The 12,973-nt window shown below is 31.1% G+C and carries 10 protein-coding genes and 1 pseudogene; 1 reads left to right on the forward strand and 10 read right to left on the reverse strand.

Annotated features, from left to right (window positions below):
- Positions 1-964: 964 nt before the first annotated feature.
- On the reverse strand, positions 965-1,879 hold the full coding sequence (locus BR66_RS0120875) for an AEC family transporter (protein WP_242841193.1): 915 nt from the start codon (positions 1,877-1,879) through the stop codon (positions 965-967).
- Positions 1,880-1,961: 82 nt separating this feature from the next.
- Complete coding sequence (locus BR66_RS0120880) at positions 1,962-2,606, reverse strand: hypothetical protein (protein WP_026884658.1); 645 nt, start codon at positions 2,604-2,606, stop codon at positions 1,962-1,964.
- Between the two features lie 194 nt (positions 2,607-2,800).
- Here BR66_RS0120880 and BR66_RS0120885 point away from each other — a divergent pair.
- Positions 2,801-4,177: pseudogene (locus tag BR66_RS0120885) on the forward strand (urease accessory protein UreH domain-containing protein); the annotation flags it as partial.
- 21 nt (positions 4,178-4,198) lie between these two features.
- Here the strand turns inward: BR66_RS0120885 and BR66_RS0120890 are convergent.
- From BR66_RS0120890 to BR66_RS0120925, 8 genes are all read right to left on the reverse strand, one after another.
- Positions 4,199-4,882 (reverse strand): response regulator transcription factor, encoded by a 684-nt coding sequence (locus tag BR66_RS0120890; RefSeq protein ID WP_026884660.1) that lies wholly within the window; start codon positions 4,880-4,882, stop codon positions 4,199-4,201.
- A gap of 69 nt (positions 4,883-4,951) precedes the next feature.
- Positions 4,952-7,405: a heavy metal translocating P-type ATPase gene (locus tag BR66_RS0120895; RefSeq protein ID WP_026884661.1), complete on the reverse strand. Its 2,454-nt coding sequence runs from the start codon at positions 7,403-7,405 to the stop codon at positions 4,952-4,954.
- Positions 7,406-7,473: 68 nt separating this feature from the next.
- Positions 7,474-7,740: a metal-sensing transcriptional repressor gene (locus BR66_RS0120900; protein ID WP_026884662.1), complete on the reverse strand. Its 267-nt coding sequence runs from the start codon at positions 7,738-7,740 to the stop codon at positions 7,474-7,476.
- 243 nt (positions 7,741-7,983) lie between these two features.
- Entirely contained in the window at positions 7,984-8,784 is an 801-nt protein-coding gene (locus tag BR66_RS0120905) for a TPM domain-containing protein (RefSeq protein WP_026884663.1), read from the reverse strand.
- Positions 8,785-8,786: 2 nt separating this feature from the next.
- Entirely contained in the window at positions 8,787-9,362 is a 576-nt protein-coding gene (locus BR66_RS0120910) for a LemA family protein (protein ID WP_026884664.1), read from the reverse strand.
- 215 nt (positions 9,363-9,577) lie between these two features.
- Entirely contained in the window at positions 9,578-10,945 is a 1,368-nt protein-coding gene (locus tag BR66_RS0120915; protein WP_026884665.1) for a sensor histidine kinase, read from the reverse strand.
- Between the two features lie 27 nt (positions 10,946-10,972).
- Positions 10,973-11,749: a hypothetical protein gene (locus BR66_RS24990; RefSeq protein WP_026884666.1), complete on the reverse strand. Its 777-nt coding sequence runs from the start codon at positions 11,747-11,749 to the stop codon at positions 10,973-10,975.
- Positions 11,750-11,775: 26 nt separating this feature from the next.
- Positions 11,776-12,735: a zinc ribbon domain-containing protein gene (locus BR66_RS0120925; protein WP_026884667.1), complete on the reverse strand. Its 960-nt coding sequence runs from the start codon at positions 12,733-12,735 to the stop codon at positions 11,776-11,778.
- Positions 12,736-12,973 lie beyond the last annotated feature (238 nt).

Consider the following 12,973-nt stretch of genomic DNA (forward strand, 5'->3'; position numbering starts at 1 on the left):
CTTGTTGAATAAAAGTTAAGTTATTATCAATAAATTTTTTAGTTACCGGATGATATTTTGTATCTAATCTTTTTACTGCAGTTTTTTCTTCATTATCAGCTATTATATTTCCATGTTTTCCTATCATGAAAACTGGTAATCTAGCATAACCATATTTTTTTTCTGCAATAATATCACAGGCTATAATTGTATAATCTCCAATATTTGCACGACACCAATACCAATGGTTCATGAGTCTACCCATATGGATATTACCCCAATTGTGATCATGATATCCATTTCCATTTAATTTGAACGTTTCCCTTTCAATTCTTAATGTAGCACTAACATAGGCAGAAGGCATCGCCACAAACCAGGCGAAATAATGTTTTTGTCCCTCCCCATAATACCAATGTCCTGTTCCTGGTCTCCACATTGGTAATTTAGGTTTCATGATGCAAGTGTATTCAACTTCGCCTTCTACAAAATGTATGAAATAATTACCATCACAATATTTAATACTGCTTCGACAAATCTTTACATCACATTTCTCTTTTGAAGCACGAATTTTTTGTCCGGTGCCTTCCGAAATACTTTTTAATATAGTTTTTCCATTTGGAAAAGTTATTTCAATAGATGCTGTTGGATGTGCTGGTCCTCTTACATCAAACCCATTTTTACTATAGAATATAACAACAACTTTGGTTCCATCAGTATATTCAACATCAAAATACCACCATTCATAGGTTCTCTCCCCACCGCTACTTCTCATTCCATCTTCCCAAATTGCCGGTTTTTTATTTATGCCTAATTTTTCATAGTACTCATTACTTTTTGCTAAAAATGCTTTTTCACTCATGAAACTATCACTGTTCCTTCTCACTGAAAATTTATTCTTTACACCCACTCCTGCGCACCCCATTTTGGCAACTTCTCCAAGAGGTTTTAAGAATGGTCGATAATAAATACTGAACAAATCAAGACTTTATAATGCAATTATAATCCATATAAGTGCAAAGCTTAATATCATCGTTATATTGCATAGAGCTCCCACCAATTTTTTATCATAATTAAATTGCACTGCATATGGTATAACTGCCATACCAATTGGAAGGCTTAGTCCTATGAGGATGGTATACCGAAACATTGAATTAAACGGCAGTATTTTGAACAATATAATTCCAAGAACTAGACCAATACTGTATCTTACAGCTAATATTTTTATAATATTTTTATAATATTTTTTTTCTATGGAAAAATTTAAGAATACCCCAAGGAGTAAAAGTGATAGAGGCATGTTTGCCTTAGATATTATCCCACAAACACTTATAAACTGTGAAGGAAGATGAAATCCAGCTAAATTAACAAGGAGTATGATTATGTAAGCCATAAGTGGCACTGAAGCAAATGATTTTTTTACAATTTCTTTTATCCCTATTTTTGTTTCGCTTGTTGAGAAATAAGCTGCAATTATATAGCAGAAAATAAACATTGTTAGGGAATTTCCCATATCAAACATACCAATATATTTTAATCCATTCTTTCCCCAAATTGATTGAATAAGTGGATATGCAAACAATCCTATGTTAAAACCAGGGACTAGCATAGCCAAAGTCCCTCTCATGTTTTTTTGTTCTTTTCTGAAAGCATATACTCCTATAAATGACATTATAATTCCATATACTGCACTTATTATAGTAAGTAAAATTAGTGAATGGTCCAACTTCATTGAATTAAATGTAACAAAAATAAGAGCAGGAAGAGTGATGTTGAATAGAATTCTTGCCATTCCATCCCCATCTTCTTCCTTTATTAAGTTTAATCTTTTAAATGTATATCCTATTACTATAATTATCAAAGACATACCAAACTGAGAATTCACATTATTAATCTTAAACACATCCAATCTGAATCTTAGGCATTTTAGAGAAAATAGACTATTATATCTATAGCAAAAGCCATAAATAGATATTTTGAACCATCTAACTAGTTGCGTTTAATAAATATACGAATCCTCCGCCAAGCGTTGTAGTATTGTACCATAACTCAAGATTGATATTTTTAATTAATCCCTCATCTAATATTTTTATAAATGCACTTTTTTTATTTTCTGTAAACTGGAGTGAAATTATAGTAACCCAGTGCCATGGTTCTAAATTTTTCTCATCCCCATTAGATAAATTCAAAAATGCAATAGGTGAATCTTTTATCAATGCTTCTTCTAAAAAATCCAATATTTTCGATAATTTAGGTCGTAGTAATTTATCTTCAGGCACATCACAAAATCCGTATTTTACATTTAACCCTTTTGATTTTGTGTATGCAACCACATGATCATAAAACATTTTAGTTGTAGGTATCCCTTCATTTGTTGGTGTAACATGTTCCCAAACCTCTTCCATGAAAGATACACATTTATTTTTAGTGTTCACGTTTTTCTCCGCATCCGAAATAGTTTTGTTATTATTTAGATAAAAAACGATATTACTTGCAACCGATGGGCCACATCCAGAGCGGCGTTGCCAATCTGTGCCATACCACTCTTGATTGCAGCCATAAAACATTTCATTAGTACCTTCATCTAGTACCTTAAACAATTTTAAATTAGTTATTGACCTTACAATCATATATAACACCCCCAGTTATTAAAATTATAATTGTATACTCGCTTTATAATATATAATTACTATTAATAATATCATAATTTTACGACTAAAGATAATTATCATGATTTAATTCTTTATAATATCTACACATCTTTTATTTATACTTAATGTAATAAGATTATATCTTAATTTATATTCAAGGAAAGGTGATATACGTGGGTTTAAAAAAAGAAACTATTAATGTTTACGATATGACATGTGCTCACTGCGAAATAAGAGTTGAAAATGCCATAAAGAATTTAATTGGAGTGAAAAATGCTATTGCAAGCTATAGCAAACAGCAGGTTATTGTAGAATATGAGTCCGATATTTGTGATAATGAAACAATAAAAAGAGCTATTAATTCTGCCGGCTATAGCACAAAAGCTTCCAATAATTTTAAAATTGTTGGTATATTAATAATAGCTGCTGCAATTATTCTTTTGAGTACTTCAGCTTCAAGTTTTGATATAAACTCAAGGCTAAATGGAGCAACTTATTTTATGCTATTTGTTGTTGGTATTCTGACTTCACTACACTGCGTTGGAATGTGTGGTGGAATAATGTTATCTCAAAGTATTGTAAAAGAAAGTTCAAATAAATTTGAAGCACTAAAACCTGCAGTTTTATATAATGCTGGAAGAGTAGTTTCCTATACCATTCTTGGTGGAATTGTTGGAGCACTTGGTTCTGCAGTGTCCCTTTCAATAAATGCTAAAGCTGGACTTCAAATTTTTGCTGGCTTATTCATGATAATAATGGGTTTAAATATGTCTGGTTTTAGTTTATTTAGAAAGCTTAACATTAATCTACCTTGGTCATCATGTTCAATTAAGAAAAAACCTAAAACCCCTTTTTTTGTAGGTATACTTAACGGACTTATGCCATGTGGACCTCTTCAAACGATGCAACTTTATGCTTTAGGAACTGGTAGTCTAACAAAAGGGGCTCTATCAATGTTTTTATTCTCCCTAGGAACTGTTCCTTTGATGTTAACTTTTGGTACTTTATCCTCTATTTTAAATAAAGGTTACACAAAAAAGCTTTTAAAGTTAAGTGGAGTTATAGTAGTAGTTCTAGGTTTAATTATGGGTAGCAGAGGATTTACTTTAGCTGGTATTTCATTGCCTTTTTTTAATTCTAATACTGCAAGTGGAACTTATGGTGCTACTAAAGCCTCTTCAGTAAATACATTTAAACCAGTAATTGAAAACGGTGTACAGATAATAAAAATGACTGCTAATGCTGACGGTTATACCCCAAATGTACTTTACGTACAAAAAAACATGCCAGTAAAATGGATAATAGCCGGTAAAGAATTAACTTCATGTAATTATGAACTTATAATTCCGTCACTGCAAATACAAAAGCAACTAATTTCTGGTGATAATATAATTCAGTTTACGCCTAAGGATGGGGATATCAGTTTTACCTGTGGGATGGGTATGCTAAATGGTATTATAAAGGTTGTTGACAATGTTAATTCGGTAGATACTTCAAAGCATGATTCCTCGTTACCCGCTCCCAGTAAAAGTCCTAACTGCTGCACAGGTCCAGCTCCAAAGTAGTACGCACTATAATTCTTCACCAAATTTATACCCTATCTTGGTTACAGTAACAATATAACGTGGTGATTTAGTATCTTGTTCGATTTTTTTTCGAATATTCTTAATATGAACGTCTATTGTTCTATCATAGCCATCAAAATCTAAACCAAAAACTATTTCGATAAGCTGTTCTCTTGCTAAAACCTTTCCTTTGTTTTTAGCAAGAACATATAATATATCAAATTCATTAGGCGTAAATATTATATTTTTTCCATTTAATTTTACGCTTCTTGTATCTTTATTGATTTCAAGTTTACCATCATCAAATATAATTATATTCTTCCTTTCTGAACTTACTCTTCTAAACAAAGCATTTACTCTTGCTACAAGTTCTCTTGGACTAAATGGTTTTGTTAAGTATTCATCTGCTCCAATATTTAATCCCCGAATTTTATCGCTTAAAGCTACTTTTGCAGTAAGCATAAAAATATATACATCAGACATTCTTCTTAGTGCCCCACAAACATCCTCGCCATCAATATCTGGAAGCATTAAATCTAATATTACCAATTTAAAATCCACTTTGCAAAATAATTCTAAGGCTTCTAAACCTTTATCTTTGCAATAAACTTTATAACCTTCTTTTTCAAGATAAGCTTTAAGTATTTCAGCTACATTTCTTTCATCTTCTATTATCAAAATATTACTCATATGCGCTCCTTAAAAATGCCACAAAAATCGATTAGGTTTTATCCTTAATCAACCCTTGTGGTCTAATTTTTATATTAATGGTTTAAAACCTTTTAACCTAAGTGCATTTGTTAATACTGATACCGAACTAAAACTCATGGCTAGTGCTGCTATCATTGGGTTTAATAATGGTCCACCTAGAAGGTATAATACCCCCATAGCTACTGGTATTCCTAATGTATTATATCCAAAAGCCCAAAATAAGTTTTGTTTAATATTTCTTATTGTTTTCTTGCTAAGTTCTATTGCAGTTGCCACATCCATTAAATCGCTTCTCATAAGTACAATATCTGCAGATTCAATTGCCACATCTGTACCCGATCCAATAGCTATACCTATATCTGCCTGCGCTAGAGCTGGAGCATCATTGATTCCATCTCCCACCATAGCAACCTTTTTGCCCTCATTTTGAAGCTTTTTAACTTCACTTGCCTTATCCTTAGGCATTACTTCAGCCAAAATTATATCTATGCCAACAAGTTTTGCTATAGCCTTGGCCGTTCTCTTATTATCTCCAGTTATCATGGCAACTTCTATACCCATATTATGCAATTTTTCAATGGCTTTTTTACTATTTTTTTTAACTGTATCTGCAACGGCTATTATGCCTATTAACTTTTCCTCCAAGGCTATATACATTGGAGTTTTTCCTTCTTCAGCTAATTTATTAGAAGCCTCCTCACAATCACTCAATGAAATATTGCTTGTCTCCATAAGCTTTTTATTACCTAATAATATATTATTATTATCTATTTTCACCTTAATTCCATAACCAGGTATTGCTTTAAAGTCTTCTGTGCTTTTAAATTTCAATTTTTTTTCTTCCGCGTCCCTTACTATTGCCTCACCTAACGGATGTTCTGACCCTAGTTCTGCCGATGCAGCTATTTGTAGCAAATATTCTTCACTTATTTCCTTAGAAATTGCAACAATATCTGTTACTTTAGGTTTACCTTCTGTTATAGTTCCAGTTTTATCAAACACCACAGTTTGTATTTTATGTGCAGTTTCAAGCGCCGTGCCACTTTTAATTAATACCCCATACTCTGCACCTTTGCCTGTACCAACCATAATTGCCGTAGGCGTTGCAAGTCCCAGTGCGCATGGGCAAGCTATAACCAGCACTGAAATAAATATAGTTAATGAAAATACTGCACTTTCACCTGAAAAATACCATCCTAGTGAAGATACAATGGCTAGTACCATAACTATTGGAACAAAATACCCCGCTATTACATCTGCTAGTTTTGCAATAGGTGCCTTTGAACCTTGGGCATCTTCTACAAGTTTTATTATTTGTGAAAGAGCCGTATCGCGCCCTACCCTTGTAGCCTTATATTTTATAGAACCATTTTTATTTATACTCGCTCCTATAATGTTATCTCCAATATTTTTTTCAACTGGAATGCTTTCCCCTGTAAGCATAGCTTCATCAACTGAAGTACTACCCTCTACAACTTCGCCATCCACAGGCATTTTCTCACCAGGTTTAACTACAACAATATCATTAACTTCAACTTCATCTATTTGAATCTCTATTGCTTTATCATCTCTTATAATGATAGCGGTCTTTGGAACAAGTCCCATGAGCTTTTTAATAGCTTCTGAAGTTTTTCCTTTAGAAACAATTTCAAAGTACTTACCAAGAGTTATTAGTGTTAATATTACCCCCGCAGATTCAAAATACAATTGTACCTGTGAATTTCCTCTTAGTATTTCATAGGTTCCATACAATCCATACAAGAATGCAGCGGATGTTCCCATGGCAACAAGGGAATCCATATTGGGACTTCTCTTAATTAAAGATCTAAATCCAACTATAAAATATTTTCTGCCAGTAGCTATAACTGGTAGAACTAATATAAGTTCTATAATTGCATACACTTTAATATGAATCATTGGATCAATAGCCATTGGCAAATTAAAATTTAGTTTGTCTGCTATCATTGGACCCATTGCTAAAATCAAAAGTGGAACTGCAAATATTGCGGATATAACAAATCTATTCCATAAAGCTTTTATTTGTTTCTCTTTGTTTTCTTTATCCATGTCTACAGTTATTTCTTCCTCAATTGCTTTATACCCTGCTTTTTCGATTGCTTTCTTAATATCAGAAATCCTTACCTTTGATGGTTCAAAACTTACCTTCAATTTTTCAGTGGCTAAATTTACATTTGCCTCCGTTATTCCATCTAATTTTTTTGTTGCCCTTTCCACCGCTTTTACGCAAGAAGCGCATGTCATTCCTTCAATCCTAAGCATCCTGGTTGTTTCTTCAATTAAAGCCTTATAACCTGCCTTGTCCACAGCTGCCTGAATATCTGACACCTTGACCTTAGCTTCATCAAAACTTATATTAAGTTTCTCAGTGGCTAAATTTACATTTGCCTCCGTTACTCCATCAATTTTTTTAGAAGCTCTCTCTACTGCTTTTACGCAAGACGCACATGTCATGCCTTCTATTTTTAATGTTTTACTAACCATTTTTATTATCCCCTTTGTATTCCTTATACTGTCCTAAATAATCGCTTAAACTGTATATTTGGGTTTGTTTATTTATCAATAGCCCTTGAAAGCAGTTCTATTATCTCATCAACCTTTTTCTCGCCATTGTCCTGCATAAACGCTTCCTTTACACAATGATTAAGATGTTGTTTTAAAATCAGCATATTAGATTTTTTAAGAAGAGATTGCGCTGCGATTATCTGATTAGATACATCTATGCAATATCTTCCTTCTTCTATCATTTTAATTATTCCTTCTATTTGTCCTTTAGCTGTTTTTAATGAAGTTAATGCACTGTTTTTTTCTTTATTCATGAAAATCTAACTCCCTCATGTTTTATATTCTTAATTAACAAATATACCCCCTCCCCGTGGGGTGGTATATTTTAATACTAACACTTGGTTAGATTAGAGTCAATAAACTCATTCATTAATAATTGGTGCAAAATTAATATAACAAATAAATGTGTAGATTTTATGAAGATATCCAAAGCAAAATCATATCTTTCAATTGTTAATTAAGACATCTTCAAAAAAGCAACAAGGTAGCTTGAATTATTACCAGCTACCTGAGGAACCTCCTCCACTTGAGGATCCTCCTCCCATACCTCCAAATCCTCCTCCACTGTTATTTCCATTACCACCACCACGGCCTCCTCGACCTGACCAAAAGAACATGGTTATAATAAAAAATGTTATCCGTCCACCATTAAAGCTGAAATCTAGTATAACAAAAACTGCTAGCAATGCTAAAGCAATGATACTTGTAGTTGTATTACCAGATTTATTATCCTGGGATGGTAGATTTATTTTTTCATTTTTATCAAGTTTTACTTTGTATTCCTTAGCAATAGAATCTGCAAAAATTGAATAAGATTCCTTAATTCCCCCATTATAATTTCCTTCTTTAAATCTCACCTTAGCAATATTATCCATCACTCTTGCGGAATAAATATCAGTTACAGCTCCTTCAAGAGAAGTACCTACCTCTACTCTATACTTTCTATCCTTTATTGACACAAGAACTAAAAGTCCATTATTTTTATCTTTCTGTCCAATTCCCCAGTTTCTAAATAATCCATTAGCATAGGACGCAATATCATTTCCCTGCAATGAATCTATTACTACTACCACCTCCTGTGCTCCAGTTTTATCCTCTAATTCTTTTCCCACCGAAACAATATATTGCTTTGTATTGTTATCTATGGTGGAGGTATAATCATTAATATATTTTAATTCAGTTGGCTTTGGATATTGATTTTCCGCATTAACAGTAGAAAATAACAGTGAAACAAGTACTATTAATGCTAAAAATACATATGAAGTATTTTTATAAAATAAAACTCTATCTCTCCTCATTATTATTTAACCTTTGAAAAGTCAACCTTTGGAACTTCCTTTGCCCCTTCTGCGGCTTTGTAATAAGGTTTTTGTTCAAATCTAAATATTCCTGCAATTATTACATTAGGAAATCTTTTTATTGTACTATTATAATTACCTACTTCATTGTTATAATCTTTTCTTGCAATATTAATTCTATTCTCTGTACCTTCTAACGCAACGCTTAGGTCTCTAAAATTTTGATCTGATTTTAAATTAGGATAATTTTCAACAACAGCTAATAATCTAGATAATGACCCTGACACTTGATTGTCTGCTTCAGCTTTTGCAGTAATAGTTTGGGCACCAGCTAATTTTGATCTTGCATCTGCCACTGCTGTAAATATATCTTTTTCTTGTGAAGCGTATCCTTTTACTGTAGCTATAAGATTGGGTATTAAATCAGACCTTCTCTGAAGCTGGGTATCAATATCTGATTCAGATTGTTTAACTGATTGATCAAGACTTACCATTTTGTTATAATTCCCGATTAATGATAGCAATAATACAACTACCACAGCTATTACAATAAGAAGTGTTTTAAATCCTCTACTCATTTTTTCCCTCCATAAATCAACATATGTATAGTTTATGTATAGTCTCTAGCAATAATTCAACTGTTAATAAACTTTTTGTAATACATAGTATTTCACTTATAGTTGAATTCTATACGTTTAAATATACAAACAGAGTTCTCCATTATTTATAATTTAAAACGGCAATAAAAAAAACAGCCTCCTAGCTGTTTTCTTAATGAAGAATGCAGTTTAGCTTATATTTTATTAAAATACAATGTAACTGTAGTTCCAATATTCGCAATACTGTCTACATGAATAGTAGCAGAATGAATATCTAGTATGTTTTTCACAATGGTCAACCCTATACCACTTCCCTCTATTTTATTACGACTCTTATCTCCTCTATAAAGTCTCTCAAAAATATTAGGTAAATCCTCTTTTGTTATACCCATCCCTGTATCTTTTATCTTCACTAAAATTTTATCTTTCGTTTCTAACATACTTATCCAAATGTTCCCATTGTTTTGTGAAAATTTAATTGCATTTGAAATTAAATTTATAAAAACCTGTTTAAGTTTATCCTCATTACCTATACTCATGAATTTTTTTCCTTTTTCAATGTTAATATCCAGTATTATATTCTTGCTTTTCAACTCAATATTAAACTCATTACACACAGAAATTACAAGTGTATCTAAAAATATTGTCTCCATGCTTAATTTTATCTTTTCATCTTCAAATCCCTTAATTATATTTAAGTTGTCTAATAACTTACCGAATCTTATTACTTCATTATTCAAATAATTTAGCCGTTGTTCATTAACTGGAAATATTCCATCAATCATGGCTTCTATATTATTTTGAAGTACATTTAATGGTGTTCTTATCTCATGTGATATATCTGATACTAATCTCCTTCTAAGCTTATCTTGCTGCTCTAGTCTGCTACCTAATTTATTAATGCTTTGAGTCAAATTATTTAGTTCTATTATATTACTTATAACATTGGAACTTGAGTTATAATGTCCATTTGAGAGTTCCACAGAAGTATCCGACACTGACTTAATAGGATTAGAAAATTGTTTTGATATAACTATACTTATTATAATAGCAATAATTATTGTTATTATTACACTTATTATGATACTTCTATTTATTGAGACCTTAAAATTAATATCTTGCTGGGACAATAGTATTGGTGAGTACTGACCTATATTTACATAGCCAACTATTTTTTCATGTGATTTTATCGGGAAATTATTAGACCTATAAACCCCATTACTTGATGTCTCTTGCATCATCACATGATTTTTTTCCTGTATATCATTGGGATTCATACCCCAAACAACTTTTTTATTAGCATCTAATAAAGTCAAACAATAATTACTCATATATGCTTCATGCATCATTTCTTGCCCTGAATTATTTGTCCATTTTCCATCACGTTTATATGCATCTTGAAGATATTGAACAATTCTATCATTCCTTTGATCCTGATTATCAGCCATATACTTGTTAAAAGTTCCATTAACCGCTAAATTAACAAACAGTGCGGTTAATAAAATAGCAATAACTGAGCAAGCTATAATAATTATGCTTAATCTTTTTCTAATACTTTGCACGAGCATAAAACCCTCCGTGTATTCTGATTATTGAACTTTACCTTGCTGCATTCCGAACAAATTTTTACGATATATGTATACACTAGCAGCATGTTTTTTATAATTTATATATGCTAAATTTACACCTGAGTTTATTTCATACTTACCTTTTTGAGGTGAATTAAGGGTATTTCCCCATAAAAGATAAGGATCCATATCAAATTTCACATGGGCATTGATTTTAGGTATTCCTGCTGCATAGTTATATGTACCCATATTAATAGGATCATTTTTTTCGTTTAGCAGAACACCTTTCTTATTATAAACTGCTTCACAATAGTCATCATAGGACACAAATTTCAGGTTATATTCTCCATCAACTCCCTGAATATGATAGCCTGAATATCTAATATTTAATAATATCCAGCGTCTATTGATCGGTAGGGTTTTATTTAATTTTATTAGACCTTTCAATGTTTTAGGAGCTCTATTTAGCTGATTCCTAAAATAATGAGTTTGCATATCAACGTAGCCAATTTTATAAATTAGTGAACTCACCAATTTATGAAATCTTACAATATTGGTTGATTCATTATTGTCAAGCTCATTCCCATTTTTGTCTACGTCCACCATAATTACAGACAATGCACTACGATCCCCAGTTTTTTGGGCAATTTTTTGTATTTTATCTACATATTGTATACTTCCCAAAACAGGTATCTTATTACTTGTTGAGTTATTATGTATTACTTTTGGTGCTGCCTTAGTACATCCATTTAATAAAAGAAAAAATATGAAAATTGGTACTATAAATTTTCTCCTCATAATAATTATTTCCACCTCCAACAACTCTATTTATCTTTAATATTTATTTTTTCCCCGCAGTATGGGCATAAAATCCAATCATCTTGAACATCCTTATTACATGAAAGACATTTTATTTTTTTTGGTCTTAATATTAAATAAATTCCAAGTCCTAGAATATTTGTAAAGAAACTAATTATTGACCACTTAGGAGAATTTAAATTTTGTTTTTTCGAATCTTTATATACCCATATAGGTAATAATATCCAGAATATACTTAAGAAAATAAATGCACAAACAATTAACCACCTTATTATTCCATTCAATTGATTTGTAAAAATATAGTAATTATTGAATTGATGTTCAGAATCATATAGCGAATACAGATTTAATCCTTTTGAAGCAATATATTCATAGTTCATAATTATGTTTGTATCAGAGGAATTAACATAGGTAGATCCATCACTATTAGTAATTTGCTTATCCCCTAAAGAATCATCGCTCTCTATATTTTTGGGAAATAAAACTTTTGATAATGCATTTTTAGCGCTTTGTGATTTCATTTTATTGGTATTGCGTGATATATCTAATTCTGTAGAATATTTAATATTATTTTTACTATCAACAACATATGCTATATCAGTAACACTTCTATTTGATTTCCATGGATCTATAAGAATAGAAAATTTATTTTTTTCTGAAATATATCCATCATTCGCCTTATAAATAATTTTTCCGTTATCATCTGTAATTATTATATTGCTGAACCCATCAAACAATTTTGAGTAGTCCCCAATAGTTCCCTTTACGTTTTTAGTTATACCTTGAATTTCAAGTTGGCTTTTTATTTCGTTAAATTTATCGGCAATAGACTTCTGAATATTATCAGGTTGAGCTTTTATTTCTTCCGTGACAATTAATATTGAGACAGATAGCAAAATTAATATTGAAAAAAGTATTACAAGTGCTTTTTTAAGATTTGATATTTTAAAAAAAGAATGCTTCATAGTTTTTCAAACCCCCTTCAACGTAGGTTGAATTTATTATTAAAATTTTTATATTCCTATAAATAACAGTTTATTTAAAATCGAAAAAGTACATATAAATCAAGTATCATTACAATTAAATTATAACATTAATGCACTGCATTTATTTAACCTGTAACAATTTATTTTACATATTAATAAGATATACTAGACTACTTTAACCTTGAATTTATAGGTTCCTCTAAATTAAATAATGTAA

The sequence above is a fragment of the Clostridium akagii DSM 12554 genome (assembly GCF_000686725.1).
GTDB classification, from domain to species: domain Bacteria; phylum Bacillota; class Clostridia; order Clostridiales; family Clostridiaceae; genus Clostridium_I; species Clostridium_I akagii.

What these genes read in the sequence shown, in the direction of transcription:
- BR66_RS0120880 (WP_026884658.1), bottom strand. Translation starts at nt 2,606, where the DNA reads ATGATTGTAAGGTCAATAACTAATTTAAAATTGTTTAAGGTACTAGAT.
- BR66_RS0120890 (WP_026884660.1), bottom strand. Translation starts at nt 4,882, where the DNA reads ATGAGTAATATTTTGATAATAGAAGATGAAAGAAATGTAGCTGAAATA.
- BR66_RS0120895 (WP_026884661.1), bottom strand. Translation starts at nt 7,405, where the DNA reads ATGGTTAGTAAAACATTAAAAATAGAAGGCATGACATGTGCGTCTTGC.
- BR66_RS0120900 (WP_026884662.1), bottom strand. Translation starts at nt 7,740, where the DNA reads ATGAATAAAGAAAAAAACAGTGCATTAACTTCATTAAAAACAGCTAAA.
- BR66_RS0120905 (WP_026884663.1), bottom strand. Translation starts at nt 8,784, where the DNA reads ATGAGGAGAGATAGAGTTTTATTTTATAAAAATACTTCATATGTATTT.
- BR66_RS0120910 (WP_026884664.1), bottom strand. Translation starts at nt 9,362, where the DNA reads ATGAGTAGAGGATTTAAAACACTTCTTATTGTAATAGCTGTGGTAGTT.
- BR66_RS24990 (WP_026884666.1), bottom strand. Translation starts at nt 11,749, where the DNA reads ATGAGGAGAAAATTTATAGTACCAATTTTCATATTTTTTCTTTTATTA.
- BR66_RS0120925 (WP_026884667.1), bottom strand. Translation starts at nt 12,735, where the DNA reads ATGAAGCATTCTTTTTTTAAAATATCAAATCTTAAAAAAGCACTTGTA.